At 71.4% G+C, this 25,854-nt stretch carries 26 protein-coding genes and 1 riboswitch; of the genes, 13 read left to right on the plus strand and 13 right to left on the minus strand.

Annotation, left to right across the window (positions count from 1 at the left end; genetic code table 11):
• Nucleotides 1–62 precede the first annotated feature (62 nt).
• A complete protein-coding gene (gene trpS / locus BLQ91_RS23360; protein WP_090099785.1) occupies nt 63–986 on the plus strand; it encodes a tryptophan--tRNA ligase in 924 nt (307 codons plus the stop codon).
• On the opposite strand, the gene BLQ91_RS42845 is transcribed toward trpS, so the two are convergent.
• The 3 genes from BLQ91_RS42845 to BLQ91_RS23375 are packed head-to-tail and all read right to left on the minus strand — an operon-like array spanning nt 979 to nt 3,731.
• Nucleotides 979–1,752, minus strand: a complete 774-nt coding sequence (locus tag BLQ91_RS42845; protein ID WP_245733762.1) for a (deoxy)nucleoside triphosphate pyrophosphohydrolase — start codon at nt 1,750–1,752, stop codon at nt 979–981. The two genes, trpS and BLQ91_RS42845, sit on opposite strands and share 8 nt — an antisense overlap.
• Nucleotides 1,753–1,761: 9 nt before the next feature.
• Complete coding sequence (locus BLQ91_RS23370; RefSeq protein WP_245733763.1) at nt 1,762–3,021, minus strand: sensor histidine kinase; 1,260 nt, start codon at nt 3,019–3,021, stop codon at nt 1,762–1,764.
• Nucleotides 3,018–3,731 carry a response regulator transcription factor gene (locus BLQ91_RS23375; protein WP_176959927.1) on the minus strand — a complete coding sequence of 238 codons (714 nt, stop codon included), beginning with the start codon at nt 3,729–3,731 and terminating at the stop codon, nt 3,018–3,020. The genes BLQ91_RS23370 and BLQ91_RS23375 overlap by 4 nt, the downstream gene beginning before the upstream one ends.
• A 153-nt stretch (nt 3,732–3,884) precedes the next feature.
• Between BLQ91_RS23375 and BLQ91_RS23380 the strand changes: the two genes are divergently transcribed.
• The 3 genes from BLQ91_RS23380 to BLQ91_RS23390 are packed head-to-tail and all read left to right on the plus strand — an operon-like array spanning nt 3,885 to nt 6,774.
• Nucleotides 3,885–4,970, plus strand: a complete 1,086-nt coding sequence (locus BLQ91_RS23380; protein ID WP_090099789.1) for a LolA family protein — start codon at nt 3,885–3,887, stop codon at nt 4,968–4,970.
• Nucleotides 4,967–5,971, plus strand: coding sequence for an ABC transporter ATP-binding protein (locus BLQ91_RS23385; RefSeq protein ID WP_090099792.1), 1,005 nt, complete (start codon nt 4,967–4,969; stop codon nt 5,969–5,971). The genes BLQ91_RS23380 and BLQ91_RS23385 overlap by 4 nt, the downstream gene beginning before the upstream one ends.
• Before the next feature lie 32 nt (nt 5,972–6,003).
• Nucleotides 6,004–6,774 carry an ABC transporter permease gene (locus tag BLQ91_RS23390; protein WP_245733764.1) on the plus strand — a complete coding sequence of 257 codons (771 nt, stop codon included), beginning with the start codon at nt 6,004–6,006 and terminating at the stop codon, nt 6,772–6,774.
• On the opposite strand, the gene BLQ91_RS23395 is transcribed toward BLQ91_RS23390, so the two are convergent.
• From BLQ91_RS23395 to BLQ91_RS23410, 4 genes are all read right to left on the minus strand, one after another.
• Nucleotides 6,771–7,526: an SDR family oxidoreductase gene (locus BLQ91_RS23395; protein ID WP_090099796.1), complete on the minus strand. Its 756-nt coding sequence runs from the start codon at nt 7,524–7,526 to the stop codon at nt 6,771–6,773. The two genes, BLQ91_RS23390 and BLQ91_RS23395, sit on opposite strands and share 4 nt — an antisense overlap.
• A 12-nt stretch (nt 7,527–7,538) precedes the next feature.
• Nucleotides 7,539–8,489 (minus strand): ABC transporter ATP-binding protein, encoded by a 951-nt coding sequence (locus tag BLQ91_RS23400; protein ID WP_090099798.1) that lies wholly within the window; start codon nt 8,487–8,489, stop codon nt 7,539–7,541.
• Nucleotides 8,489–10,096 (minus strand): ABC transporter permease, encoded by a 1,608-nt coding sequence (locus tag BLQ91_RS23405; RefSeq protein ID WP_425412529.1) that lies wholly within the window; start codon nt 10,094–10,096, stop codon nt 8,489–8,491. Before BLQ91_RS23405 ends, BLQ91_RS23400 begins: the two co-directional genes overlap by 1 nt.
• Nucleotides 10,072–11,070 carry a thiamine ABC transporter substrate-binding protein gene (locus BLQ91_RS23410; protein ID WP_090099800.1) on the minus strand — a complete coding sequence of 333 codons (999 nt, stop codon included), beginning with the start codon at nt 11,068–11,070 and terminating at the stop codon, nt 10,072–10,074. The genes BLQ91_RS23405 and BLQ91_RS23410 overlap by 25 nt, the downstream gene beginning before the upstream one ends.
• A riboswitch (TPP riboswitch) is annotated at nt 11,064–11,176 on the minus strand. Its footprint overlaps the gene before it by 7 nt.
• A 32-nt stretch (nt 11,177–11,208) precedes the next feature.
• On the opposite strand from BLQ91_RS23410, the gene BLQ91_RS23415 reads away from it, so the two are divergent.
• The gene (locus tag BLQ91_RS23415) at nt 11,209–11,502 is read left to right on the plus strand and encodes a 4a-hydroxytetrahydrobiopterin dehydratase (protein ID WP_090099803.1); all 294 of its coding nucleotides are present in this window, start codon (nt 11,209–11,211) and stop codon (nt 11,500–11,502) included.
• Nucleotides 11,503–11,517: 15 nt separating this feature from the next.
• Here the strand turns inward: BLQ91_RS23415 and BLQ91_RS23420 are convergent, their stop codons facing one another.
• From BLQ91_RS23420 to ychF, 3 genes are all read right to left on the minus strand, one after another.
• Nucleotides 11,518–12,732 (minus strand): mannosyltransferase, encoded by a 1,215-nt coding sequence (locus tag BLQ91_RS23420; RefSeq protein ID WP_090099805.1) that lies wholly within the window; start codon nt 12,730–12,732, stop codon nt 11,518–11,520.
• Between the two features lie 273 nt (nt 12,733–13,005).
• Nucleotides 13,006–13,161: a DUF6131 family protein gene (locus BLQ91_RS41575; protein WP_090007203.1), complete on the minus strand. Its 156-nt coding sequence runs from the start codon at nt 13,159–13,161 to the stop codon at nt 13,006–13,008.
• Between the two features lie 459 nt (nt 13,162–13,620).
• Complete coding sequence (gene ychF, locus BLQ91_RS23430) at nt 13,621–14,700, minus strand: redox-regulated ATPase YchF (RefSeq protein WP_090099807.1); 1,080 nt, start codon at nt 14,698–14,700, stop codon at nt 13,621–13,623.
• A gap of 80 nt (nt 14,701–14,780) precedes the next feature.
• Between ychF and BLQ91_RS23435 the strand changes: the two genes are divergently transcribed.
• Both BLQ91_RS23435 and BLQ91_RS23440 read left to right on the plus strand, forming a co-directional pair.
• The gene (locus BLQ91_RS23435; protein WP_090099809.1) at nt 14,781–16,067 is read left to right on the plus strand and encodes a bifunctional transcriptional activator/DNA repair enzyme AdaA; all 1,287 of its coding nucleotides are present in this window, start codon (nt 14,781–14,783) and stop codon (nt 16,065–16,067) included.
• Nucleotides 16,064–16,561: a methylated-DNA--[protein]-cysteine S-methyltransferase gene (locus BLQ91_RS23440; protein ID WP_090099811.1), complete on the plus strand. Its 498-nt coding sequence runs from the start codon at nt 16,064–16,066 to the stop codon at nt 16,559–16,561. The genes BLQ91_RS23435 and BLQ91_RS23440 overlap by 4 nt, the downstream gene beginning before the upstream one ends.
• A 61-nt stretch (nt 16,562–16,622) precedes the next feature.
• Here the strand turns inward: BLQ91_RS23440 and BLQ91_RS23445 are convergent, their stop codons facing one another.
• Both BLQ91_RS23445 and BLQ91_RS23450 read right to left on the minus strand, forming a co-directional pair.
• Nucleotides 16,623–19,499, minus strand: a complete 2,877-nt coding sequence (locus BLQ91_RS23445) for an AAA family ATPase (RefSeq protein ID WP_090099813.1) — start codon at nt 19,497–19,499, stop codon at nt 16,623–16,625.
• Nucleotides 19,496–20,635 carry an exonuclease SbcCD subunit D gene (locus BLQ91_RS23450; protein WP_090100027.1) on the minus strand — a complete coding sequence of 380 codons (1,140 nt, stop codon included), beginning with the start codon at nt 20,633–20,635 and terminating at the stop codon, nt 19,496–19,498. The genes BLQ91_RS23445 and BLQ91_RS23450 overlap by 4 nt, the downstream gene beginning before the upstream one ends.
• Nucleotides 20,636–20,734: 99 nt before the next feature.
• On the opposite strand from BLQ91_RS23450, the gene BLQ91_RS23455 reads away from it, so the two are divergent.
• Together BLQ91_RS23455 and BLQ91_RS23460 are read left to right on the plus strand one after the other, a co-directional pair.
• Entirely contained in the window at nt 20,735–21,646 is a 912-nt protein-coding gene (locus BLQ91_RS23455; protein WP_090099815.1) for a DNA recombination protein RmuC, read from the plus strand.
• Nucleotides 21,647–21,735: 89 nt separating this feature from the next.
• Complete coding sequence (locus BLQ91_RS23460; protein WP_245733765.1) at nt 21,736–22,464, plus strand: DUF6542 domain-containing protein; 729 nt, start codon at nt 21,736–21,738, stop codon at nt 22,462–22,464.
• A gap of 61 nt (nt 22,465–22,525) precedes the next feature.
• Here the strand turns inward: BLQ91_RS23460 and BLQ91_RS23465 are convergent, their stop codons facing one another.
• Nucleotides 22,526–23,470, minus strand: a complete 945-nt coding sequence (locus tag BLQ91_RS23465) for a 4-hydroxy-3-methylbut-2-enyl diphosphate reductase (protein WP_176959917.1) — start codon at nt 23,468–23,470, stop codon at nt 22,526–22,528.
• 62 nt (nt 23,471–23,532) lie between these two features.
• Between BLQ91_RS23465 and BLQ91_RS23470 the strand changes: the two genes are divergently transcribed.
• Genes BLQ91_RS23470 through BLQ91_RS23485 form a run of 4 tightly spaced genes read left to right on the plus strand, consistent with a single transcriptional unit; the run spans nt 23,533 to nt 25,820 of the window.
• Entirely contained in the window at nt 23,533–24,027 is a 495-nt protein-coding gene (locus BLQ91_RS23470; RefSeq protein WP_090099820.1) for a lipid droplet-associated protein, read from the plus strand.
• Nucleotides 24,024–25,274, plus strand: a complete 1,251-nt coding sequence (gene xseA, locus BLQ91_RS23475) for an exodeoxyribonuclease VII large subunit (RefSeq protein WP_090099822.1) — start codon at nt 24,024–24,026, stop codon at nt 25,272–25,274. The genes BLQ91_RS23470 and xseA overlap by 4 nt, the downstream gene beginning before the upstream one ends.
• Nucleotides 25,264–25,608 carry a sugar ABC transporter substrate-binding protein gene (locus BLQ91_RS23480; protein WP_245733766.1) on the plus strand — a complete coding sequence of 115 codons (345 nt, stop codon included), beginning with the start codon at nt 25,264–25,266 and terminating at the stop codon, nt 25,606–25,608. Before xseA ends, BLQ91_RS23480 begins: the two co-directional genes overlap by 11 nt.
• A complete protein-coding gene (locus BLQ91_RS23485) occupies nt 25,605–25,820 on the plus strand; it encodes an exodeoxyribonuclease VII small subunit (RefSeq protein WP_090099824.1) in 216 nt (71 codons plus the stop codon). Before BLQ91_RS23480 ends, BLQ91_RS23485 begins: the two co-directional genes overlap by 4 nt.
• Nucleotides 25,821–25,854 lie beyond the last annotated feature (34 nt).

Raw genomic sequence — 25,854 nt, forward strand, 5'->3', positions numbered from 1 at the left:
CCCGAGGGGCGGCTTTTTTGGTGCGTTCCCGACGGGCGGTCCTTTCGACGGAAGGACCGATCATGATCCGGCTCTCGGCCATCACCCCCTCCGGCCAGGTCCACCTGGGCAACTACCTCGGCGCGCTGCGGACGTGGGCGCGGGAGGGCACCGAGGAGGACGTGTACTTCATCAGCGACCTGCACGCGATGACGTCGTCGCACAACCCGCAACGCCTGCGATCCATGACGCGCGAGCAGCTCGCGGTGCTCGTCGCGTCCGGCATCGACCCGGCCAGCGTGTGCGTGCAGAGCGACCTCATCCGCGAGCTGGGGGCGCTCAACTGGGTCCTGGAGTGCACCTGCACCTACGGCGAGGCCGCGCGGATGATCCAGTTCAAGGAGAAGTCGCTCGGCCGCGAGTCGGTGCGGCTGAGCCTGCTCACCTACCCGGTGCTGATGGCGGCGGACATCCTGTTGCAGGGCACCGCGGAGGTGCCGGTCGGCGAGGACCAGCTCCAGCACGTCGAACTGGCCCGCGCGCTCGCCCGGCGGTTCAACCACGCCTACGGCGACGCGTTCATCGTGCCGACGGCGGTGGTGCCGAAGGTCGGGGCGCGCGTCAAGGACCTCTCGGACCCGGCGCGCAAGATGGACAAGTCGGCCCAGAGCTCCACGGGGGTCGTCTTCGTGCTCGACGAGCCGGACCTGGTGCGGCGCAAGGTCCGCAGGGCCGTCTCGTCGACCGACGGCATCGCGAACCTCGTCGAGGTCCTCGCCTCCTGCACCGGCAAGGAGCCCGAGGACTACACGAGCAGGTTCTCCGAGCTCAAGGACGTGGTGGCGGAGGCGGTGATCGAGGAACTGCGGCCCGTGCGCGACCGCACCCTCGAGCTCCTCGCCGACCCCGCCGAGCTGGACCGGATCCGGGCGGCGGGCGCCGACCGGGCGCGGGAGCGCGCCCAGCACCGGCTGAACGCGGCCCTGCGCCTGTCCGGGCTCAGTTGAGGAGCCGCTGAAGGGCCGGCACCAGCACCCTGTCGGCGGGCAGCCAGGGAAGACCGGGCAGCTCGCCGGCGGTGACCCACCGGACGGCGTTGTGCTCCAACGCTTCCGGCTCACCGCCGGCGAGCTCGGCCGAGAAGATCCGCAGCACCAGATCGCGCTTCAGCGGCACGTCCGGCCCGACCTGGTCGCCCACGACGACCGGGACCCCCAGCTCCTCCACGCACTCCCGCACCAGCGCGTCGACGGGCTTCTCGCCGGGCTCGACCCGGCCGCCGGGCAGTTCCCACTGCCCCGCATGGCTTTCCGGGAACGACCGCTGCTGCGCCAGCAACCGTCCACCTCGGACGATCGCGGCACCGACGACGACACGGGCGGAACGCAGCTCCGAGCACCGCCGCGCCAGCAACGCCGAACGCTTCTCCAGCACCCGCAAGGCCGTCCCGCGCCCGACCGTCATGTCCGCGAACCGCCCGACGACACCGCGCACGGAGGTCCACCCGACCCGGTCGACCACCATCGTCCCCGCGCCGGTGACCACGAGATCCGTGTGCAGCTCCAGGAAGTCACCCGCGGCCGACACCCCGGACAGGTCGGCGCGCGTCACCGCCAGCCGGACCCCGAACGGCCCGGCGAGCTCGTCGCCCACGCACAGCAGGGGTCCCGGGACCCGGACACCGAACCCGGTGATCAGCGAGGTGTCCAGCAGGGCACCCGCGACGACCGAAACAGGCGCGTCGACCAGTGCCGACGCTCGCAACTCTGGCACCCGAGCTTGCTACCAGGACGGCCAGCGGATCTCCAAACGCGCACCGCCGGCGGGCGACTCGGCGGCGCGCACCGAGCCACCGCGGCGCTGCACGAGGTGCGCCACCAGCGCGAGCCCGAGGCCGAAGCCGCCGGAGCCGCGCCCGCGGTCCTCCTCCACGCGGTAGAACCGGTCGAACACCTTCGTCCGGTGCTCGGCGGGAATGCCGTGCCCGTCGTCGTCCACGAGCAGGCGCACGTCCCGCCCCACCGGCACCAGCGTCAGCGTGATCGTCGAGTACGCGTACCGGGCGGCGTTGCGCAGCAGGTTGTCCAGCACCAGCTCGACCTCGGACCGCGTGGCCGACACCAGGCACGCCGACGGCGGCGCGGTCAGCCGCACCAGCAGCTCGGTGTCCAGCCGGGAGATCGCCGCCTCGGCCTCCAGCACCAGGTCCACGGCCTCGGCGCGCGGCGGCGCCCCCGTGTCGGCGCGGGCGAGGATCAGCAACGAGTCGACCAGCGCGCTCAGCCGGATCGACTCCTCGACCACCGACTCCAGGACCTCCAGCGAGAAGTCCGGGTCGGGGTGCGCCACCGCGACCTCCGCCTGGGCGCGCACGGACGCCACCGGCGAACGGAGCTCGTGCGCCGCGTCCCCGGTGAAGCGCCGCAACCGGTCGGAGGCCTCGTCACGCCGGGTCAGCAACGCGTTCAGGGCCTCGGCCAACGCCTGCAGCTCGTCCCGCGACGGCGGCACCGGCAACCGTTCGCCGTGCGGCAGCTCCCCCGCCGCGACGCGCATCCGTTCCACCGGCCGCAGCGACGACCGCACCGCCAGCCAGGTCGCGATGCCCACGAGCACGGCCACGAGCACCGCCGCGACGGCCAGCCAGCGCGTGCCGAGCGTGTTCGCCTTGCCGTACCCGAGCAACGTGCTCGCGTAGACCTCCAGCCTGGGCGTCCCGTCCCCGGCGAACACGACCTGCCCGCGGAACCGCAGCGCGGTCTCGCCCTCCAGCCGCAGCACCGGTTCCCCGGACTTGAGCTCCCGGATGTCCTGCGCCGTCAGCGGGAGCGGTGGCCCGCCGTCCACGGGCACCCCGGCCACGTCCAGCACGCGGGGCGGCGACTTCGCCAGCTCCTGGTCCACCGCGGTGATCTGGATCAGGCCGATCAACGCGGGCGCGAACCCGGTGAACGCCAGCAGGCACAGCAGCGCCATCCCGGTCGCCACCACGGTGATGCGGAAGCGCAGCGTGCGCCGCAACCACCAGCGGCGAGGGATCACCTGTTCCCCAGGGCGTTGTCCAGATCCGGGGTGGACGCGATGTACCCGTGCCCCCGGATGGTCCGCACGACCTCCCCCGCCCCCACGGCCTCCAGCTTCCGCCGCAGGTAGCCGACGTAGACCTCGACGGCGTTGCGGGTCGCGGCCTGCTCGTCGCCCCAGACGGTCCGCAGCAGCTCGTCCTTGGTCACCACGGACCCCGCCCTGGACGCCAGCACGTCGAGCACCGCGTACTCCCGCGGCGACAGCGAGACGTCCTGCCCGGCCCAGCTGACCTCGCGCAGCCCCCGGTCGATCACGAGGTTGCCCAGCGTGAGCTTGCGCCGCGCGCCCCCTCCGCGGCGCAGCAGGGCGCGGACCTGCGCGACCAGCACCACGAAGCTGAACGGCTTGACGAGGTACCCGTCGGCGCCGAGGTCCAGCCCGTCGGCCTGGTCGACCTCCCCGTCCTTGGCCGACACCATCAGCACGGGCGTGCGCACCCCGTCGGCCCGCATGCGCTGCAGCACCCGGTACCCGGACAGCCCCGGCAGCATGATGTCGAGCAGGACGACGTCGAACGCCCCCGTGAGCGCCACCCGCAGCGCGGTGGGCCCGTCGGACGCGGTGACGACCTCCATGCCCTCCGCCGACAGACCCCGTTCCAACGCCCGGCGCACGCCGACTTCGTCGTCCACGACCAGCACTCGAGGCTTCACACCGCACAGCATGCCGCCCGCTGCCCCCACCCGCCCGCAAGATCTCAGCCGACTCTCAGAAAGCCGTGCTGCGATCACCCAAAAGACCAGGTAGAACGGATCTCAGCACCATCTCAGCAACCCACCGCCAAGCTGTGGTCACAAGCCCTTGGAGGAGGGGACCAGATGAACAACCGAAAGGTGACCCTGGCCGCGGCAGCGGCCGGAGTGGTCGCCGGTGCGGCAGGCCTAGGCCTGCTCGCCATGCCAGCAGGCGCAGGCCAGCCACCCACGCTCCCGGACGTGTCCGCGGAGTCGCTCGTCGAGCAGGTGCTGACGAGCGAGCCCGGCGCGTTCGGCGGCACCGTGCAGGTCGACAACAAGCTCGGCCTGCCGTCGATCGCGGAGATCCCGCAGCTCGCCGACGGCAAGCACAGCGCGCGGATCTGGACCGACGGCAACGGCAGGTTCCGCGCCGCACTGCCGAACGGCCAGTCCGAGCAGACCGTCGTCCACGACGGCAAGACCACCTGGTCTTGGAACTCCGCCGACAACGAGGTCACGAAGGCCGAGCGCAAGCCGGACGGGTCCAAGCCGGACGAGCGGAAGCCGGACGCGAAGGCCGAGGCGGCCAACCCGGCCGAGGCGGCCAAGCAGGTCGTCGGCCTGACCAAGGAGTTCAGCGACATCAGCGTCGACGGCACCGCGCGGGTCGCGAACCGTGCCGCCTACGAGCTCGTGCTGACCCCCAAGGCCAGCGAGAAGACGCTGATCCGCGAGGTGCGGATCGCCGTCGACTCCGAGCTCAAGATGCCGCTGCGCGTCGCCGTGCTGACCAACGGCACGAGCGAGCCCGCGGGCATGGTCGGCTTCAGCGAGATCAACGTCGGCCCGCAGGACCCGAAGCTCTTCGAGTTCACGCCGCCGGCGCAGGCGAAGGTCACGACGCCGGAGGCCAAGGAGGAGCGCGACCGGGACCGCTCGCCGGAGCTCGGCCTCGAGCAGGCGCTGCAGGGTGAGAACCCGCAGGTCTTCGGCACGGGCTGGGACACGGTGGTCGGGGCGAGGATCCCGGCCGAGGCCATGTCGCAGGTCCCGGCGGAGGCGCAGGGCCTCGTCGACCGGTTCACCAAGAAGGTGAGCGGGTCCTGGGGCAGCGGCAAGGTCTTCACCACGAAGGTCGCCACGGTCCTGATCGCGGACGACGGCCGCGTTGTCGCGGGTGCCGTTCCCGAGCAGGTGCTGTTCGACACGATCGGACAGGTGAAGTGACCACCTCGACCAGCGCGCCGGTGACAGCGCCGTCCACCACCGCTGTCGCCGCGCGGACCAGGGGTCTGCGCAAGGAGTACGGGAGCACGGTCGCCGTGGACCGCGTCGACCTCGAGCTGCCGCAGGGAGCCGTGCTCGGCATGCTCGGGCCCAACGGGTCCGGCAAGACGACCACGATCCGGATGCTGCTCGGGTTGGTCCGCCCCACCGAGGGGGAGATCGAACTGCTCGGCCGGCGTCTTCCCGACGGCGCCGAGCAGGTGCTGCCGCACGTCGGCGCGCTGGTCGAGGGTCCGGGGTTCCACCCGTTCCTCAGCGGGCGGGAGAACCTCGTCAGGTGTGCCGCGTTCGAGCCGCTGCTGCCCCGGAAGCAGATCAAGCAGGCGGTGGAGGAGGCCCTCGATCGCGTCGGGCTCGCCCAGGCGGCCCACCGCAGGTACCGGGGGTACTCGCTCGGCATGAAGCAGCGTCTCGGCCTGGCCGGGGCGCTGCTCGTGCCGCGCAAGCTCGTCGTGCTCGACGAGCCGACCAACGGCCTCGACCCGGCCGGCACGCGGGAGATCCGCAAGATCATCGCGGAGCTCCACGCGGCGGGCAGCACCGTCCTCGTCTCCAGCCACCTGCTGAGCGAGGTCGAGGCCACCTGCACGCACGTCGCCGTGCTGCACCGCGGCACCGTGGTGGCGCAGGGCGAGCTGACCGAGCTGCTGCAGGCGGGGGGATCCGCCCTGCAGGTGATCACACCGGACGTCGAGAAGGCGCTGAGCGCGTTGCGCCAGGCCAAGATCTCCGCGCGGCCGCTGGGCGACGGGCTGCGGGTCGAGCTCGCCGGCACGAGCGCGCCGCAGGTGATCGAGACGCTCGTCCAGGGCGGTGCCAGGGTCTTCGAGGCCACCCGCTGGAAGACCGGCCTGGAGGAGCTGTTCGCGCGGCTCACCGAGGCCGAGGAGGCCGAGCGCGGGATGTCCGCCGTGGACACGCTGGACGGGGGCTCGCGATGATCACGCGTCAGTTCGGTTCCGAGGTGCGCTGGATGCTGCGCAGGCCTCGCACGCTCATCGGCCTGTTCGGCCTGGTGCTGGTGCCGATCGTCATCAGCTTCGGCATCTGGACCGCCGGCGAGGACGAGGGCGGCGGGCCTCCCGGGCTCGGGGCCATCCTGCAGGGCAACGGCATGGTCGTGCCGATCTTCACGTTGTTCCTGTCGCTCAACCTGCTGCTGCCGCTGGTGGCGTCGATCTGGGCGGCGGACGGCCTGGCGGGCGAGGCCCAGCACGGCACGTTGCGCGGCCTGCTGGTCGCACCGGTGTCCCGCGTGCGGCTGCTGTTCGTGAAGCTGTTCGGGCTCGCCGCGATGTCGTTGTTCGCCGTCACGCTGATGGCCGTCGTCGGCATCATCGCGGGCACGGCGTTCCTCGGCACCGACGGCATGATGACGCTGTCGGGCACCACGCTGGACACCGGTGAGGGCCTGCTGCGCATCGCGTTGTTCGTCGTCCTCGTGACGTTCCAGATGGTGTCGATCGGCGCCGTCGCCCTCGCCGTCTCGGCCGCCACCGAGCACCCGCTGGTGGTGCAGGCGGCGACCATGACGACGATCATCGTGTTCCAGGTGCTGGGGCAGTTCTCGTCGCTGGACTGGCTGCACCCGTTCCTGATCACGACGGGCTTCCCCGGCCTGATCGACGTGATGCGCGACCCGGTCCCGCTCGACCAGATCTGGGACAGCACCCTGCTCGCGGGCTGCTACCTGCTGATCGGCACGGGCCTGGCCGCGATGCGCCTCATCACGAAGGACAACTAGCGCCGGAACCCGCCCTCGCTGTTGATCACCTGACCGGTGATCCAGGCGGCGTCGCCGGTGCAGAGCCAGGAGATCAGCCGGGCGGCGTCGTCCGGCTGACCCCAGCGCTTCAACGGCATTCGCTCGTTCACGAAGTCCGCGAGCTCCGGTCCGGCCCACCCCGTGTCGGTCGGGCCGGGGTTCACGGCGTTGACGGTGATGCCCCGGTCCGCCAGCTCGTGCGACAGCGTCGCCACGATCGCCGCGAGGGCACCCTTCGACGCCGCGTAGGCGACCTCGCCGGGCATCGGCCCGAGGTTCTGCCCGGACGTCAGGAACACGACCCGACCGCCCTCACGTCCCTCCCACCTGCGCGCAAACGCTTGCGCCAGCAGGATCGACGAGCGCGTGTTCACCGCGTGGTGCCCGTCGAGCATCTCGGCGTCCACCTCGGCCAGCGACCCGTCGCCGCCGGACCGCGCGTGGTTGCACACCAGCACGTCGACGCGTCCGAACGCCTCGACGGCCGCGGCCACCAGCCGTTCCGGCCCTTCGGGGTCGGCCAGGTCCACGCCCAGCCCCTGAGCGCCGACACCGGCCAGCACCTCGTCCACGGAGTCCGCGCCCCACGGCTGCGCCTCGTCGTGCGGGACGTGGTGCTGCACGAACACCTCGGCACCCATCCCGCGCAGCCGGGACGCGATCGCGTAGCCGATGCCCTGCCGCCTGCTCACGCCGGTGACCAGCGCTACTCGTCCCTCGAGAAGTCCCATAGGGCTCAATGCCTACCCGACGCGCGCGACGCCGTCCAAGTCGATTGCGAGCCGCACGCGGTCCCCGACCGACACCGGCCCCACGGCCTCGTACTCCTCGCCGCCGATCTCCACGAGCAACCGCACGTGGTCGCGCCGGTGCACCCGCTCCAGCACCGTGCCCTCCAGCAGACCCTCGGAGTCGACCCGCAGCGCCGTGGCGCGCAACCCGACCCGTTCGACGTCCAGCCCGACGAACGAGCCGGGCACGAACCTGCTGCAGCCCAGGAACTTCGCCGTCTCGACGTCCACCGGCGACGACCACACCTCGGCGGGCGGGCCGACCTGCACGATCCGGCCGCGCGACATGATCGCCACCCGGTCGGCCAGCGTGAACGCCTCGTCGTGGTCGTGCGTCACGACCAGCGCCGTCGTGGCCGCCTCCCGCAGCAGCCGCGCCAGGTCGACCGCGAGCTGCTCGCGCAACGCCCGGTCCAGCGCCGAGAGCGGCTCGTCCAGCAGCAGCAACCGCGGTGACGGCGCCAGCGCGCGTGCCAGCGCCACCCGTTGCTGCTCCCCACCGGACAGCTGCGTGACCCGGCGATCGGCATAGCCCTCGAGGCCGACGAGCTCGAGCAGCGACAGCACGCGCTTGTCCCGCGCCTCGCGCTCGACCTTCTTCATCCGCAGGCCGAACGCCACGTTCCCGGCGACCGTGCGGTGCGGGAACAGCTGCCCGTCCTGGAACACCAGACCGAACTCGCGCCGGTGCACCGGGACGCCGGCCAGGTCGGCGCCATCCCACCGCACGGCACCGGACGAGGGCTTCTCCAGCCCCGCGACCGTGCGCAGCAGCGTCGACTTGCCGCACCCCGACGGCCCGAGCAACGCCACGACCTCGCCGTCCCGCACGGAGAGCGACACGTCCGAGACCGCCGTCGTCCGTCCATACCGGACGGTGATCGAGTCCAGCTCCAGCGCCATCAGAACTCCCCGCTGCTCGGCACGCGCAACCGCTCGATCAGCAGGACGCACCCGACCGTCACGACCATCAGCAGCGCGCACGCCGCGTAGGCCATCTGGCTGTTCAACTCCCCCGGCCGCGACATCAGCCGTGCGATCACCACCGGCAGCGTCGGCGCGTCCGGCCGGGCCAGGAAGCTCGTCGCCCCGAACTCCCCCAGCGCCACCACGTACCCGAACCCGGCCGCCGCCACCAGGGACCGTCCGACCAGCGGCAGGTCGACCTCGCGCCACACCCGGGAGGGCGAGGCCCCCAGCGCCGCCGCCGCCTGCCGCAGCCGTTCGTCGACGGCCCGCAGCACCGGCAGCACCATCCGCACGACCAGCGGCGTCACCACCAGCGCCTGCGCCAGCGGCACCAGCATCGGCGAGGTGCGGAAGTCGCCGGGCAACGCGTCCATGGTGATCAGGTAGCCGAAGCCGACCGTCACCGCGGACACCCCGAGCGGCAGCATCAGCGCCGTGTCGAGCACCTCGGCGAAACGCGCACCGGATCGCCGCAACCCCACCAGCACCACGGCCGAGAACACCCCGACCACCAGTGCCACGAGCGTCGCGTCGAAGGCCGTCCGCAGCGAGTTCACGGCGGCGTCGATGCCGGTCACCGCCAGCGTGCCCCGGTCGCCGCGGGTGTTCAGCGCCACGTACCCGGCGAGGCTCCAGCCGTCCCGGGTGGACAGCGACCGGGTCACCAGGCCCACGACCGGCGTCAGCAACGCGACCACCACGGCGAACGCGGCCCCGACGACGTACCACTCGCCACCGGCGGGCCGCCGGGCCAGCTCTTCCCTGCCGCGCAGCGCCAGAGCGGTCTCCCGCCGGCGCCGGGCGAGCGCGCCCAGCACGAGCACCACCAGCACGGCGGCGAACTGCAGCAGCGACAGGGCAGCCGCCCCGGACAGGTCGAACAGCTCGACCGTCCGCAGGTAGATCTCGGTCTCCAGCGTCCGGTACCGCGAGCCGCCGAGCACCAGCACGACGCCGAAGCTCGTGGCGCAGAACAGGAACACGACCGCCGCGGCCGACCCGATCGCGGGCGCGAGCGCCGGCAGCACCACCGACAGGAACGCCCGCGGGCGTGACGCCCCCAGCGCCCGTGCCGCGTCCTCGGCCCGCCGATCGGTGTGCGCCCACAGCCCGCCGACGGTCCGCGCGACCACGGCGACGTTGAAGAAGGCGTTCGCCAGCACGATCGGCAGCACCCCGCCGTCCGGCCAGAACGTCCGGAAGGCCAGGCCCACCACGACGGTCGGCAGCACGAACGGCACCATCACGGCGGCACGCACCAGCCCGAGCCCGCGGATCCGGCACCGCGCCAGCACGAACGCGAGCGGCATCCCGGCGACGACCGCCACGATCGTCGACGCCAGGGCCTGCCCGAGGGTGAAGCCGGCGAGCTCCCAGGTGTCGCCCTCGAAGACCGCCTCCAGGACACCGCCTTCACGCAGCCCGAGCGACACGATCGCCAGCACGGGCCACGCGAAGAACAGTCCCAGGAAGGCCAGCGGCAGCAGCGCCGCCGCCGACCACCCCGTGCGCGAGCTCAGCCCTGCACGAGCTTGCGCCACTGCTCGACCCACGCTTCGCGGTTGTCCTTGACCTTCTCGGCGGGCAACGACTGCGGCGAAGACGGCAGCGGGGCGTCCTCGGCCCAGGACTCGGGCAGCGCGACGCCCTCGCGCGAGGGGTAGACGTACATCTGCTCGGCCACCTGGGCCTGGAACGCCTCGCCGAGCAGGAAGTCGAGGACCTTCTCGGCGTCCTCCGGGTTCTTCGCGCCGGACAGCACGCCGGCGTACTCGACCTGGCGGTAGCAGGTGTCGAGCACGGCCTTGGTCTTGCCGCCCTCGGCCGACGGCGACGACGCGTACGACACGACGATCGGCCGGTCGCCCTTGGTGGCGGAGAACTCCTGGTTGTAGGCCTCTTCCCAGCCGCTCACGACCTTGACGCCGTTGGCCTTGAGCTTGGTCCAGTACTCCTGCCAGCCGTTCTCGCCGAACTTCGCGATCGTGCCGAGCAGGAAGGCGAGGCCGGGCGAGGACGTGGCCGGGTTCTCGACGACCAGCTTGTCCTTGAACTTCGGGTCGACCAGGTCCTCGTACGACTTCGGCTCGACCCCGCCGAGCTTGGCCGGATCGATGTTGAGGCACACGTCACCGACGTCGACGGCCTGCAGGCGGTTCGAGTCGTCCGCCTTGTACCGCTGGGCGCCCTTCGAGGCCTCCGGCGAGGCGTACTCGGCGAAGACGCCCTCGCTCAACGCGCGCGAGGCGAAGGTCGAGTCGACGCCGAACGCCACGTCACCGATCGGGTTCGCCTTGGTGAGCACCAGCTTGTTCGTCAGCTCGCCCGCGTCGCCGCTCGCGAGCTGCTTCACGGTGATGCCCGAGGACTTCTGGAACTCGTCCAGCACCTCCTGCTTGACCGCGAACGAGTCGTGGGTCACCAGCGTGACCTCGCGCGACTGCGGTGCGGTCGAGGTGCCGGCCGAGCACCCGGCCAGCACCAGAGCAGCGCAAACAGCCAAAATCCTTCTCACGTCAAACCTCTCCCTACGCCGGTATGACCCGGATCAGGTGGACGGTCGAGGGCTTGCGAGCCCTCCTCTCAGCCCGGCGCTTCACCGGACTCCCGTGGTGAACGCGCAGCCTACGTGACGTGGTGGGACGATCAGGACATGGCCGAGCTGTTGAGCGACGATCAGTTGGACGACCTGCTCCCCAAACTCCCCGGCTGGTGCCCCCAGGACGCGGCACTGGTGAAGACCGTGGAGCTGCCGAGCTTCTCCCAGGCGATCATGGTCGTGAACCGGGTCGCGGAGATCGCCGAGAACGACAACCACCACCCGGACATCGACATCCGGTACAAGACGCTGACATTCCGCCTGAGCACGCACTACAAGGGAGGAATCACCGCACTGGACGTGTCCCTCGCCGAGGAGATCGACGGGGTCCTGGACGCCCTGGGCTGACCCGGTCGGGAGGCCTCAGCCGGCGACCCTGCTGGGTTCGCCGTCGGCGGCTTCCTCGCCACCGGGGCGCGGCTCGGTGCGCTCGCGCCGGGCCGCCAGCCCGATCGCGACCAGCGTGAGCACGCCCGCGGCCGGATAGCCCCAGCCGAGCACCACGAAGACCCACGGCCGCGGGAAGTCCCAGATGTTCGGCTGGGCCAGCAGCAGGAACGAGATCAGGTAGCCGCCGGTCAGCAGCACCCACAGCCCGGCGGTGATCTTGCAGAGCAGGTGTCCGCCCTCGTGGACGAGCCAGAGCAGCGCGGGCACCATCCACACCCAGTGGTGGCTCCACGAGATCGGCGAGACGAGCAGGCCGAGCATCTGCACGCTCACGATCAACGCCAGCACGTCCCTGGTCCTGCTGACCGCGAACCACGTCAGCGCGGCGGCGACGAGCACGGCGACGATGTAGACCGGCCCCGTCTTGACGTCGTAGCCGACCGTGCGGCTGAGCGCTCCGCGCAGCGACTGGTTGATCGCGCTGCCGACCGGGCCGACCCGGCTCGCGTCACCGAGCAGCTGGAACCAGAACTTGTCCGACTGGGACGGTGAGATGGCCCACCCGATCCCGTACACCGCGGCGAAGGCGACGAACGACCACACAGCGGCCATCCACCGGCGCTGGACGAGGAAGTACAGCCCGGAGATCGCGGGCGTGAGCTTGATGCCCGCGGCGAACCCGACGCCGGCGCCGCCGACCCAGTTCCGCGCGCTGGCGAGCGTGCCGATCAGGATCGCGACCAGCACCAGGTTGATCTGACCGTAGTTGAGCGTGGTGCGGACCGGCTCGATCCACAGCGTCAGCGCGGTCCACATCATGGCGCGGCGCGGGTCCGGCAGCCGGAGCAGCTTCAGACTGGTGCGCACGATGAAGTACAGGCACCCCAGGCAGATCAGCTGCCAGATCCAGCGCGACGCCTCCCACGGCACCCAGCTCATCGGCGTGAAGATCGCGGCCGCGAACGGCGGGTAGGTGAACGGCAGCGGGAACACGTCCGCATACTGGTCGAGCCGCCACTCGTAGAGGTCGCCGGAGAACAGGTGCGGCGATCCGTTGCGGTAGACGAGCAGGTCGATCATGGTCATCTTCGCCTGGAACGCGACCATGAACAGGTGCCCGGCGACGGACAACGCGAGCAGCCACGGTGCTACGGAGAGCACACGCGCTTCCACAGCACGGAGTTTCACCCCGAAAACGTTACCCGAGGCAACGTTCTGGGGTACCCCGGCGTCATAACGGACGGGGAAGATCGCAAGAGGGAGTTTTTTCGACCATGTCAGTTGATCTTGTTGTTGCCGCTGTCGCCGCTCTGGCCATGCTGGGGGTCGCCTTCGGCGTGTTCGCCGCCGCCGCACGGGCCAAGAACAACGTGTGAACGTTGTGAGACATGAAGAAGGGGGAGCCTCCACAGTGGAGGCTCCCCCTTCTTCGTTCACCGCTTCCGAGGGGTGGAGCGGCTTTTAGAAGTAGTGCGCGCGCCCACCGATCGGCTTGCCGACCGCGCCGAGGACGGCCAGGATCGCGCCGATGACCAGCAGCACCACGCCCAGCGTCGTCAGGATGCTGATACCGGCCAGCCATCCGACGACGAGCAGAATCAGACCGAGGACGATCATTGCAACCTCCAGGTGGGGAAACCTGAACTCTGGCTACCCCACGGAGGTCGGTACAAACCTTCCATCAAAGATTCGTCGCCGATACAAACCGGGCGGGCGCACCTCCACCCCGCGGTTCCGGAACGCTTCGGCGGCAAAGGCTTTCGCGTCAGCTGCGCTTTCGCCATCGGTGATTGCCCACCGCATTCGCGCGTGCACTTGGAGCGACTGATTCCAGGTGGCTGAGTTGATGCGTGACAGGTCCAGCCGCAGCGCCTCACCGGCTTCCCCAACGCCAGGCTCAGCAAGGCGCTCCCTCAGGCCCTTCTCTCGCGGCTGAGGTGTGGTCTCGGCTCGTAGCGCTTCGGTCTCACCGAGGAGCCGCGCCGCCTACCGGGTCCACGTCCCCCGCCTGGCCTCTCCCGCGGAAAACGCGCGAAAGGCACCTTCCGCGCGGAAGGTGCCTTTCGCGAGCGTCCGTCAGACGTTGAAGCGGAACTCCACCACGTCGCCGTCGGCCATGACGTAGTCCTTGCCCTCCATGCGGACCTTGCCCGCCGCCTTCGCGTCGGCCTTCGAACCCGAGGCGACCAGGTCGTCGAACGACACGACCTCGGCCTTGATGAAGCCCTTCTCGAAGTCCGTGTGGATCACGCCGGCGGCCTGCGGAGCGGTGGCGCCCTGCGGGATCGTCCAGGCGCGCGCCTCCTTCGGACCCGCGGTGAGGTAGGTCTGCAGGCCGAGGGTGTGGAAGCCGGCGCGGGCGAGGGCGTGCAGGCCCGGCTCGGACTGGCCGATCGACTCCAGCAGCTCCAGCGCTTCGGACTCGTCGAGCTCCAGCAGTTCCGATTCGACCTTGGCGTCGAGGAACACCGCGTCGGCGGGGGCGACGAGCTCGCGCAGCTCCTTCCGACGGGCCTCGTCGGTCAGGACGCCCTCGTCGGCGTTGAAGACGTAGAGGAACGGCTTGGTGGTGAGCAGGGAGAGCTCGCGCAGCAGTTCGCCGTCCACTTCGGACTGCGCCGAGAACAGCGTGCGCCCCGAGTCGAGGAGGTCCTTGGCCTTCTTCGCGTTCTCGAGGGCGGCGCGGCGGTCCTTCTGCATCCGCGCCTCCTTCTCGATCCTCGGGATGGCCTTCTCGAGGGTCTGGAGGTCGGCGAGGATCAGCTCGGTGTTGATCGTCTCGATGTCGCTCGACGGATCGACGCGGCCGTCGACGTGCACGACGTCCGGGTCGTCGAAGACGCGGATGACCTGGCAGATGGCGTTCGCTTCGCGGATGTTCGCGAGGAACTTGTTGCCGAGGCCCTCGCCCTCCGACGCGCCCTTCACGATGCCCGCGATGTCGACGAACGACACCACGGCGGGCACCTCGCGCTCGGAGCCGAAGATCTCGGCGAGCCTGGTGAGGCGCGCGTCCGGCAGCGGCACGACGCCCACGTTCGGCTCGATGGTCGCGAACGGGTAGTTCGCGGCGAGCACGTCGTTGCGCGTCAGCGCATTGAACAGGGTGGACTTGCCGACGTTGGGCAGGCCGACGATACCGAGGGTCAAACTCACGAGCGACGAGTCTACGGCAGGCGACGGTCGTGTCCGATTCCCGCGAGCCATTGCCCGTTCCCGCTGGCAGGATCGGTGGCATGGTCATCGACGAAGAACACGCGTACCGGGTGTGCTCCGCACGTGACGCCCGTTTCGACGGGTGCTTCATCCACGCGGTGCGCACGACCGGCATCTACTGCCGGCCCTCGTGCCCCGCGGTGACCCCCAAGCGCCGCAACAGCCGGTTCTTCCTGACGGCGGCGGCCGCGCAGTCGGCGGGCTTCCGCGCCTGCCGCCGGTGCCTGCCGGACGCCACCCCCGGCTCGCCGGAGTGGGACCTGCGGGCGGACCTCGCGGGCCGGGCGATGCGCCTGATCAGCGACGGCGTCGTCGAACGCGACGGCGTCTGCGGGCTCGCGGCGAAGCTCGGCTACTCGGAACGCCACCTCACCCGCGTGCTGACCGCCGAACTGGGGGCCGGTCCGCTGGCGCTGGCCAGGGCCCACCGCGCCCACGCGGCGCGGTTGCTGATCGAGACGACCGAACTGCCGTTCGCCGACATCGCGTTCGCGGCGGGCTTCGCGTCGGTGCGCCAGTTCAACGACACCATCCGCATGGTGTTCGCCTCGACACCGTCGCAGATGCGCGGCCGCGGCAAGGCCCCGGTCGGCACCCCCGGCCGGATCGTGCTGCGCCTGCCGTACCGGCCGCCGTTCGACGCCACGGGCCTCCTCGCCCACTTCCGGGCGCACGCGCTGCCCGGCGTGGAGGAGGTGACCGCCGACTCCTACGCGCGGACGCTCTCGCTGCCCCACGGCGAGGCGACGGTCCGCCTGACGTTCCCCACCGGCCACGTCCTGTGCTCGCTGCGCCTCGCCGACGTGCGCGACCTGGGCACGGCGGTGGCCCGCGTGCGCCGCCTGCTGGACCTCGACGCCGACCCGGTCGCCGTGGACACGTTCCTCGGCGCCGACCCGGTCCTCGGCCCGCTGGTCCGCGAGACGCCGGGCATCCGGGTCGCGGGCAGCGTCGACGGCGCCGAGACGCTGCTGCGGCTGGTCGCCCCGTTCACCGGCGTCCCGCTGCGGATCCCGGACGGCGGCCTGACCCACCTCTACGCGGCGGGGGACCACCCCGTCACCGAGGCGCTCGCGAACGGCAGACTCGTGATCGACGTGGGTCGCTCGCCGGAGGACCTGACCGAAGAGCTGACACCGCTGGTCGGCGCCGATGTCGCCGACGAGGTGGCCATGCGCGTGCTCGGCGCACCGGACGTGCTGGTGCTGCCGAAGTCCCTGCGAGACCTGGCTTCCCACGGCCCCGAGTGGCGGCCGTGGCGCTCCTACGCCGGAGCACACCTGACGAGGAAGGCAGCAACACGATGAGCGTCGCACACGCGTCCACTGTGGACACCCCGGCGGGGCCGTTCACCGCGGTCGTCACGCCGGACGGGGCCGTGCTCGCGAGCGGCTGGACCGCCGACATCTCCAAGCTGACGCCGCAGATCCACGCGACCCTGACGCCGTCCGAGATCACCCCGCGCCCCGACCTCGGCGACGTCACCAAGGCCGTCGTCGCCTACCACGAGGGCGACCTCACCGCGATCGACACCGTCGAGGTCCGCCAGAAGTCCGGCCCGTTCCTGCAGCACGCCTGGGACGTCCTGCGCACCGTCAAGGCGGGCGAACCGGTCACCTACTCCGAGTACGCGGAGCTGTCCGGCCGTCCCGCCGCCATCCGCGCCGCAGCCTCGGCGTGCGCACGCAACTCGGCGGCGCTGTTCGTGCCGTGCCACCGCGTCATCCGGATCGGCGGCAACCTCGGCGGCTTCCGCTGGGGTCTCGACGTGAAGCGCTGGCTGCTCGCCCACGAGCGCTGACCGGCGAAGTCGGTTTCCGGCGCCGGGGGCCGGGCTCCCCCGCCGCCCGTCCGGGGCCGGGTCAGCCCAGCGACATCTCGAGCGTCGACCCGGTGCGCGCCTTGCGGACCCGCAGGCGCGTCGGGATGCGCTGCCGCAGCTCCTCGACGTGCGACACCAGCCCGACCACCCGGCCGCCCGCGCGCAGCTCGTCGAGCGTGTTCATCACGATGTCCAGCGTGTCGGAGTCGAGCGTGCCGAAGCCCTCGTCGACGAACAACGTGTCGAGAAGCGCGCCGCCCGTCTCGTTCGCCACCACGTCCGCCAGGCCCAGGGCCAGCGACAACGACGCCAGGAACGACTCGCCGCCGGACAACGTCTTGGCGGGACGTGACCGGCCCGAGTAGTCGTCCAGCACGTCGAGGCTCAGGCCGCCGCGGGTGCCGCGCGCTCCGGCCGAGTCGGAGTGCACGAAGCTGTAGCGGCCCTGGCTCATGCGGTGCAGGCGGGCCGAGGCCGCCACGGCGACCTCCTCCAGCCGGGCCGCGAGCACGTACGACCGCAGGGTCATCTTCTTCGAGTTCTGGCCGCGGCCGTTGATCACGTCCGTCAACGCGTCCAGCTCGGCGTACGAGGCTTCCAGCGGTTCCAGCGACTTCCGCTCGGCGCGCAGGCGCGCGGCCAGCTCGCTCACGCGCTCCAGGGCCGCCTGGGCACGGGCCAGGCCCGTCGCCGCGGAGGAGGCGGCGGCGCGGGCGGAGGAGGCCTGGGCCGTCACCCCGGCCAGGTCGACCTCCTCGTCCGGGTCGACCTCGGCGAGCTCCTCCAGCGTCGCGAGGGCGGAGGCGCGGGCGCGTTCCCAGGCCGCGATGCGCTCGTCCAGCGCCTGCACATCGGCCGCCGGGCGGTGGGCGGCCAGGGCGGCGTCCACGTCGGCGAAGCCCGCCTCGGTGGCCAGCGCGGCGACCGACGCCTGCTGCTCCCGCACGCGGGCCAGGGCGGCGGCACGGGCGTTGCGGCGCTCGTCCAGCTCCACCATGGCCTTCGCCAGGCGCAGCAGGTGATCGCGGCGGGTCAGGACGTCCTCGTGCTCGCCGCGGGCCTTGTCCAGGCGGGCGCCTCGTTCCTCGACGACCGCGACGAGCGACGCGTGCTCCGTGCGCAGGCCGACCAGGTCCTGCTCGACCTGGCCCTTCTCCGCTGCGAGGTCGCGGGTCTTGGCCTCGAGACCGACGAACTCCGTCTGCCGCTGCGACCGGGTGCGCGCCAGCTCCAGCGCCGCGCGGTGCTCGGCCAGCGCGGCGGCCGGCTCCTCGGAGCCCAGGGCCTCCCAGCAGGCTTGGATGCGCAGCTCGGCGGCGTGGGCGGCCCGTTCGGCCTCGTGGCGGCGCTCCAGGGCGGCCTGTTCCTCGCGGGCGGCCACCTCCTCGTCCGTCGCGCCGACGCCGCCCAGCATCGGCTGGGCGGGCGCGGGGTGGCTCGGGGAACCGCAGACGGCACAGGGCTTGCCGCGCTTGAGTGCCGCGGCCAGCTCGATGGCCATGTTCTCCAGGCGCTGGTGGCGGACCTGCTGCAGGACGTCCTTGGCCTTCTGGTGGACGTCGATCGCTTGGTGCAGCTCGTTCTTGGTGCGCTCCAGCGCCCGCGTCGCCCCCGGCAGCGCCTCGGCCGCGTCGGCACGGGCCCTCAGCGAGTCGAGCCGCCCCGACGCCTCGACCGCGGCGTCGAGCTGGGCACGGCACCGGGCCAGGCGCTCGGGGAGCACCTCCAGCTCGGCGTTGAGGGCCAGCAGCCGGCGTTCCACCTGGTACGAGGAGTTCTTCAGCACCGACAGCCTGCGCACGTCCGCCTGCTGGCGTTCCGCCTCGGCCGCCAGCTCGCCCAGGCCACCGGCCTCCTCGCGGTGGCGCTCGGCGTCCTCCCGCAACGCCGAACCCTCGTACCCCAGGCGCGCCAGCGCCTCCGCGGCCCTGCTCTCGTCGCGGACGGCGAACTCGTAGGACTGCTGGAGCTTCGCGATCTCGGCGTGCGCCGGCACGACGGGGATCGCACGCCGGGCGGCATCGCGCTCGGCGAACCACGACGCCGAATCGGCCGCCTCGACACGAGCGAGCAGCTCGCGGGCCTCCCTCACCCGGCGCAGCTGGTCGGCCTGCACGCGGGCGTGGGCCAGCACCGCGTCCGCGCCGTCGGCCACGCCCGCCGTGTCCTCCGACAGCGCCTCGGCCCGCTCCACCGCGAGGGAGAGCCGGTCCAGCACCGCCTCCAGCCAGCCGGGCTCGTCGGACGGCTCCTCGGACGAGGCCTCGGCGACGCGGTGCACCAGCTTCGCGGCGCCCTGACGACGCTCCTCCAGCACCCGGCCGGCCGCGAGCCGCCTGTCGCGGAACCACTTCTCCACGTCCAGGAACCGCTCGGTGCCGAAGAGCTTCTCCAGCAGCACCTCGCGCTCGGCCGTGTCCGACCGGAGGAACTTCGCGAACTCGCCCTGCGGCAGCAGCACGACCTGGAAGAACTGCTCGTACGACATGCCCAGCATGTCCTCGACCGCGCGCGCCACGTCGTCGATGCGGGTGATGCCCTCGCCGTCCCAGCCCTCGAGCCACGTCAGGGAGCACTTCGCGGGCTGCGTGGTGAAGCCGCCGCCGCGCTTCTTCGGCCGGTCGAACTCCGGCGAGCGCACGATCCGGAACCGCCGCGACTGCACGGTGAGCTCCAGCGACACCTCGGTCGGCACCTCGGGATCGGCGTACTCGCACCGGAGCTTCTTCACGTCGCCCCGCGCGCCGGGGACCTTGCCGAACAGCGCGAACGCCACCGCGTCGAGCAACGTCGTCTTGCCGGCGCCCGTGTCGCCGTGCAGCAGGAACAACCCGTCCGCACCCAGCTCGTCGAAGTCGACGGCCTCCGGTTTCGGGTAGGGACCGAACGCCGTCAGCTCCAGGCGGTGCAGTCTCATCGCTCCTGCTCCCCCGCCACCGACGCGAACGCCTCGCGCAACAACGCCATCTCGGCCCGGGAAGGCTCCGACCCGCGGGCGTCGGACACGAAGCAGCAGGCCACCTCCTCGTCGGAACGGCCGCGCACCCGTTCCGCGTAGGTCATGTCGTGCCGCGGGCCCTGCTCCGGCCGCCACTCCACGTGCACCGCGTGCTCGAACCGCTTCTGCAGCTGCCGCAGGGCGTCCATCGGCCGCACCCGGTCCGTCAGCACCACGGACAGGAAGTGGTCTTCCAGCGGCTTGTGCGCCGGGTCCTCCAGCACGCCGGCCAACGTACCGGTCACCGTCGCCAGCCGCCTCGGCACCGGCAGGTCGCGCCGCTCGACGCCGACGAGCCCGCCCTCGTCCAGCTCGACCAGCCACACCGACTTGCGGTGCCGCGCCTCGGAGAACGAGTACGCCAGCGGGCTGCCCGAGTACCGCAGGTTGTCCGCGAGCGTCTGCGGCCCGTGCAGGTGCCCCAGAGCCACGTAGTCGACGCCCGAGAACACGCGCATCGACACGTCCTGCACGCCACCCACCGCGATGGTGCGCTCCGACTCCGACGGCGCCCCGCCCGTCACGAAGGCGTGGGCCAGCACGACGGACCGCGCCCCACGCGATGCCAGGTCGGCGCGAATCCGCCGCATCGCCTCCGTCAGCACGGGCGCGTGGCCCTTGGCCGCCACGCCGAGCGCGTGCCGCGCCGGTTCCGGCTCCAGGAACGGGATGCCGTACACCGCGACCGGCCCGTGCTCGTCCTCCAGCTCGACGGGCTTGTCCAACGACGAGATCTGCGTGCGCAGGTGCAGCCCGCCCGCCGCGGCGAACTCCCCGAACACCCCGATCCGCGCCGCCGAGTCGTGGTTGCCCGGCGTGATCACGATCCGCGCCCCGGCCGCCCTGATCCGCATGAGCACCCGCGCGCACAACGCCACCGCGTCCGCCGACGGCACCGCCCGGTCGTACAGGTCGCCGGAGATGACCACGACGTCGACCTTCTCGGAGGACACCAGGTCAGCGAGGCCGCTCAGCACCGACTCCTGCTCGACGAGCAGGTCGCGGCCGTGGAAGGTCCGCCCCACGTGCCAGTCGGAGGTGTGCAGGATCCGCATGGCCACAACCGTAGAGACGGGGTCCGACAAAACTCCGGGAGGGTTCCCGGCGTGTCACCCGATCGAGTTCAACGTCCGTGGGGGAGCATCATCGGTGCCGTGACCGCCGTGATCATCACCGCCTCTCTCGTCCTGGCGCTCGTCTGCGCCGGGGCGCTGGTCTTCGTCCACCGCCTGTACCAGGACAGCGTCCGGCGCACCGACGAAGCGCTCCAGGCCATCGCGGCCGAACGCGCGCGCTACGACGCCCAGCAGGTGGCCCTCCAGCGCTACGAGGTGGCGTTCTCCAGCGTTTCGGGACGCGGCGAGCTGGGCGAGCAGGTGCTCGTCGAGACAGCGCGCGCACTGGGTCTGAGGGAAAACCTCCACTACACGCTGCAGACGGACGTGGCGGGCGGCGGAGCGGTCCGTCCGGACATGGTCCTGAACGTCGGCGGCGGCCGTCAGGTCCCGGTCGACTCGAAGATGTCCATGGCCACCTGGGCGGAAGCGGTCGAGACGGACGACCCGCAGGAACGCCAGGACGCGCTGCGGGTGCACGTCCGCAACATCCGTTCGCGCGCCGCCGAACTGGCCGGCAAGGGCTACCAGCGCTGGGCCGACGCCATCTACGGCACGATCATGTTCGTCCCCAACGACGGCGCCGTCGTCGCCGCGCTGGACACCGATCCGGAACTGCTGCGCTGGCTGCTCGACCGCCGCGTCTTCCTGTGCGGCCCGACCGGGTTCGCCGTGATCGCGTCCTCGGCGATGTTCGCGGTCACCGAACGCGCGCTCGCCGACGACGTCGAGCAGGTCAGGCTGCAGGCGGGCCGGGCGAACCGCGCCGCCGACACCGCCATCGAGGCCGTCAACCTCTCCACCACCCACCTGCAGCGGTTCCTCTCGGCGAGGCGCCGGGAGCTCGACGCCCTGGAGGGCTTCCGGGCGAGCGTGGAGCCGCTGACGGACGCCTCCGCCACGCCCACGCCCCTCCCCCTCGTCCGAAGGGCGGACGAACAGTCCGCTTGAAACGCACGCGGTGTGCCCGCGGGTTGCTTCTGAGTGAGAAAGCTGCGGACTGACGAACACCGAATGGCTGAACGGCTACCGTGTGCGTCGTGAGTGAGTTGCGCGAGCGGTCATCGGCCTTCGATGACGACGTCGAAGACCACGACGCGGTTCCGTGGAACTACCGGGCCCTCTTCGGCGAGTTCAGGGGAATCCCGTGGTGGGCGGCCATCCTGTGCGCCCTCGTCCCGGCGTTCATCGGCGCGTTCATCGACATCAGCTCCAGCAAGACGGTCGGCTGGACGTTCATCGTCGTGTTCTTCGCCGGCGCGCTCGCCGGGATCGTGCTGGTGCAGCGCCGCAGCCTGTTCGGGCCGATGGTGCAGCCACCGCTGGTCCTCGCCGCCACCGTGCCCACGCTCGTGCTGCTCACCGGCGGCGTGGCCAAGGGCGGTCTGTCCGCGATGGCGCTCGGCCTCGGCCGGCCGCTCATCGACAGCTTCCCGGTCATGGCGATCACCACCGCCGTCACCGTCGGCCTGGGCATCCTGCGGATCATCCTGCAGAAGAACCCGAACCGGCCGACGAAGGACGAGGTCCGCGAGGCCAAGGCGGAGATCAAGGCGGAGGTCAAGGACCGGTCCAAGCCGGCCCGCAAGCCGCGCGAGGAAGCCGACGAGGACCGCCCGCGCCGCGCCCGTCCCGAACGCATCGAGGGGACCCCGGCCCGCCGCCCGCGTCCCGAGGGCGCTTCGGCCCGCCGCCCGCGTCCGGACGGTGCCCGCGGCGAGCGCCCGTCGGGGCAGCGCAAGCCCCGCCCGCCGCGCGACGACCGCTGAGAAGCCCCGGAACACCGAAAGGGTCGCCACCGGCATCGGCGGCGACCCTTTCGCGTCAGCTCTAGCGCACCAGGTCCTTGCGGAGCTCTCGCGGCAGCGAGAAGGCGATCTTCTCGTTCGCCGTCGTGATCTCCTCGACCTCGCCGTAGCCCTGCGACTCCAGGTACTTCAGCAGTTCCATCACCAGCAGGTCGGGCACCGACGCGCCGGACGTGACGCCGACGGTCTCGACGCCCTCGAGCCACGCCGGGTCGACCTCCTTGGCGTAGTCGACGAGGTACGAGGCCTTGGCACCGTGCTGCAGCGCGACCTCGACCAGCCGGACGGAGTTGGACGAGTTCTTGGAGCCCACGACGAGCACCAGGTCGCACGACGGCGCCATCGTCTTCACCGCGGTCTGGCGGTTCGAGGTGGCGTAGCAGATGTCGTCCGAGGGCGGGTCCTGCAGCTCGGGGAAGCGGTCCTTGAGCTGCCGGACGCGCACCATGGTCTCGTCGACCGAGAGCGTCGTCTGCGACAGCCAGATGACCTTGGCGGGGTCGCGCACCTGGACGTTCGCGGCGTCCTCGGCGGTGTCGACGAGCTGGACGTGGTCCGGCGCCTCACCGGCGGTGCCCTCGACCTCCTCGTGGCCCTCGTGGCCGATCAGGAGGATGTCGTAGTCCTCCTTGGCGAACCGCACCGCTTCTTTGTGGACCTTGGTCACGAGCGGGCACGTCGCGTCGATCGTGCGCAACGACCGCTGCGCCGCTTCCTCGTGCACGGCGGGCGACACGCCGTGCGCCGAGAACACCACGAGTGCGCCCTCGGGAACCTCGTCGGTCTCGTTGACGAAGATGGCACCGCGGTCGGACAGCGTCTCCACGACGTACTTGTTGTGGACGATCTCCTTGCGCACGTAGACAGGTGCGCCGTACTTCTCGAGGGCGAGCTCGACCGTCTCGACGGCACGATCAACGCCCGCGCAGTAACCACGCGGCTTCGCCAACAGGACTCGCTTGGGCATGCCACCAGGGTACCCAGGCCCGGTCCTAGGCATTTCAGACGCGGTTGCGGCAGGCTAGACGCATGAAGCCACTGCCACTGGGTGTCCGCGTCGCCGCCGGCCTCGCCGCGACCGCCCTCGAACAGGCCCGCAAGCTGCCCCAGCAGCTCGCCGGACTCCCGTTGACGGTGGTCAGCGAGGCGATGCAGCTGTCGATGCGCGTGCAGCAGCATGTGACCGAACTCGCCATCAAGGGCGACGACGTCCTCTCCGGACTCAGGCCCGCCGAGGAAGAACCGGAGTGGGCGACCTTCGACGAGGACGAGACGCCCGTCACGACTTCTCAGGAAACCCCCGCGGACGACCCGTGGGAGGAGGAAGAGCGCGCGATCGCCGAGGTGCCGGCGTTCCTGCCGGCCTACGACGACCTGTCGATCGCCCAGCTGCGCGCCCGCCTGCGCAACCTGGGTGCGGCGCAGCTCGAGGAACTGCTGCGCTACGAGCAGGCGCACGAGGCCCGGCCCGAGTTCATCGGCATGCTCAACCGCCGGATCGCGACGGTCAAAGCGCAATCGTGACCGACGCGAAATCCACGCCGGAGAACCCGTGGCCGGTGCGGACGGTGGCCCGCAAGCTGCTCGACTGGATCAACCGGCTCGGCGACGTCTGGGTCGAGGGGCAGGTCACGCAGCTCAACGCGCGCAGCTCCACGGCGTTCCTGACGCTGCGCGACCCGAGCGTGGACATGTCCATGTCGATCACCTGCAACGCCGGGATGATCCGCGAGCTGCAGCTCACCGAGGGCAGCCGCGTGATCGTCCACGGCAAGATCAGCTTCTACCCGAACCGGGGGACGCTGTCGTTGCGGGCGGACGACATCCGCGCGGTCGGCGTCGGCGAGCTGCTGGCGCGCATCGAGCGCCTGCGCAAGCTGCTGCACGCCGAGGGCCTGTTCGACCCGCGCCGCAAGCGCCGGCCGCCGTTCCTGCCGGCCAAGATCGGTCTCATCACCGGGCGGGCGTCCGCGGCCGAGCGGGACGTGCTCACGAACGCGCGGAACCGGTGGCCCGGCGCGCACTTCCGCGTCATCAACGTGGCCGTGCAGGGGCCGACCGCCGTCACGCAGGTGATGACGGCGCTGTCCACTTTGGAACGCGACCCCGAGTGCGACGTGATCATCATCGCCCGCGGCGGCGGCAGCGTGGAGGACCTGCTGCCGTTCTCCGACGAGGCGCTGTGCCGCGCGGTCTCCCAGTGCCGCACGCCGGTGCTGTCGGCGATCGGGCACGAGCCGGACACGCCGCTGCTCGACCACGTCGCCGACGTGCGCTGTTCGACGCCGACCGACGCCGGCAAACGGGTGGTTCCCGACGTCGCCGAAGAGGGTGAACGGGTCCGCCAGATGCGCGATCGCGGCCGGCGCGCGCTGCACGGCTGGGTGGATCGAGAACGCAAACTGCTCGACGCGTTGCGCTCAAGACCAGTACTTTCGGACCCGTACGGCCCGCTGGAGCGCCGTTCGGAAGAGGTGAAGCGCTTTCGCGACCAGGGCCGCCGGGCGATCACGCAACGGCTCGACCGGGAAGACGTCCACCTCTCGGGGACCAAAGCCCGCTTGACGACCCTCGGACCAGCCGCCACGCTGGCCCGCGGATATGCCGTTGTGCAACTGGTCACACCTGACGGTCCCGACGGCGTGTTGCGTTCTGTGACGGACGCGCCCAGCGGAACACAGCTGCGGGTACGCGTCGTTGACGGAGCAGTGCGAGCGGTGGTCTCCCGCTCGGAAGTCGACTCGGAAGGGGGAGGTACCGATGATGCGTGATGCCGTGTTCCTGCCCCTCACCATGGAGGCGGCCGGTTCCTGCGGCTCCGGCCTGCGGACGAAGGCGGAGGCGGCGAACCGCGCCGCGGCGGAGTGCTGGACGGACATGGTGGGCGACTGCGACACCAAGAGCCGCCGCACGCTGATCCTCACGCTGCACGACCTGAGCGAGGCGACGGCCGGCACCGTGCAGTACCGGCGTGTCGCGGAGGCCGAGGCGCTGATCGACGAGGCGGTGCGAGAGGGTGACGGCGAGGAGTTCGCGGAGGCGCTGGTCGGCTACGACCTGGCCGTCGCGACCGTGCTGAGCCGTCTGAGGAGCCAGTCCGCGTGAGTTCGGAGACCCTGGGTTACGAAGCCGCCCGCGACGAGTTGGTCGAGGTGGTCCGCAAGCTGGAGGCCGGTGGCCTGTCGCTGGAGGACTCGCTCGCGCTGTGGGAACGCGGTGAGGCGCTCGCCAAGACGTGTGAGCAGCATCTCGCCGGCGCGCGCGAGCGAATCGATGCAGCTCTCGCCGTGGTCGAGGAGGACGTTTCCGACGCGTGATCCCGTGCAAGGATTCAGCTGCCGATCACAAAAT

It is taken from the genome of Lentzea jiangxiensis (assembly GCF_900104175.1).
In the GTDB taxonomy this organism is placed as follows: Bacteria; Actinomycetota; Actinomycetes; order Mycobacteriales; family Pseudonocardiaceae; genus Lentzea; species Lentzea jiangxiensis.

What these genes read in the sequence shown, in the direction of transcription:
- BLQ91_RS23445 (WP_090099813.1), bottom strand. Translation starts at nt 19,499, where the DNA reads ATGAGACTGCACCGCCTGGAGCTGACGGCGTTCGGTCCCTACCCGAAA.
- BLQ91_RS23415 (WP_090099803.1), top strand. Translation starts at nt 11,209, where the DNA reads ATGGCCGAGCTGTTGAGCGACGATCAGTTGGACGACCTGCTCCCCAAA.
- trpS (WP_090099785.1), top strand. Translation starts at nt 63, where the DNA reads ATGATCCGGCTCTCGGCCATCACCCCCTCCGGCCAGGTCCACCTGGGC.
- BLQ91_RS23450 (WP_090100027.1), bottom strand. Translation starts at nt 20,635, where the DNA reads ATGCGGATCCTGCACACCTCCGACTGGCACGTGGGGCGGACCTTCCAC.
- BLQ91_RS23375 (WP_176959927.1), bottom strand. Translation starts at nt 3,731, where the DNA reads ATGCTGTGCGGTGTGAAGCCTCGAGTGCTGGTCGTGGACGACGAAGTC.
- BLQ91_RS23400 (WP_090099798.1), bottom strand. Translation starts at nt 8,489, where the DNA reads ATGGCGCTGGAGCTGGACTCGATCACCGTCCGGTATGGACGGACGACG.
- BLQ91_RS41575 (WP_090007203.1), bottom strand. Translation starts at nt 13,161, where the DNA reads ATGATCGTCCTCGGTCTGATTCTGCTCGTCGTCGGATGGCTGGCCGGT.
- BLQ91_RS23390 (WP_245733764.1), top strand. Translation starts at nt 6,004, where the DNA reads ATGCTGCGCAGGCCTCGCACGCTCATCGGCCTGTTCGGCCTGGTGCTG.
- BLQ91_RS23480 (WP_245733766.1), top strand. Translation starts at nt 25,264, where the DNA reads ATGATGCGTGATGCCGTGTTCCTGCCCCTCACCATGGAGGCGGCCGGT.
- BLQ91_RS23380 (WP_090099789.1), top strand. Translation starts at nt 3,885, where the DNA reads ATGAACAACCGAAAGGTGACCCTGGCCGCGGCAGCGGCCGGAGTGGTC.
- BLQ91_RS23465 (WP_176959917.1), bottom strand. Translation starts at nt 23,470, where the DNA reads ATGCCCAAGCGAGTCCTGTTGGCGAAGCCGCGTGGTTACTGCGCGGGC.
- BLQ91_RS23435 (WP_090099809.1), top strand. Translation starts at nt 14,781, where the DNA reads ATGGTCATCGACGAAGAACACGCGTACCGGGTGTGCTCCGCACGTGAC.
- BLQ91_RS23440 (WP_090099811.1), top strand. Translation starts at nt 16,064, where the DNA reads ATGAGCGTCGCACACGCGTCCACTGTGGACACCCCGGCGGGGCCGTTC.
- BLQ91_RS23470 (WP_090099820.1), top strand. Translation starts at nt 23,533, where the DNA reads ATGAAGCCACTGCCACTGGGTGTCCGCGTCGCCGCCGGCCTCGCCGCG.
- BLQ91_RS23395 (WP_090099796.1), bottom strand. Translation starts at nt 7,526, where the DNA reads ATGGGACTTCTCGAGGGACGAGTAGCGCTGGTCACCGGCGTGAGCAGG.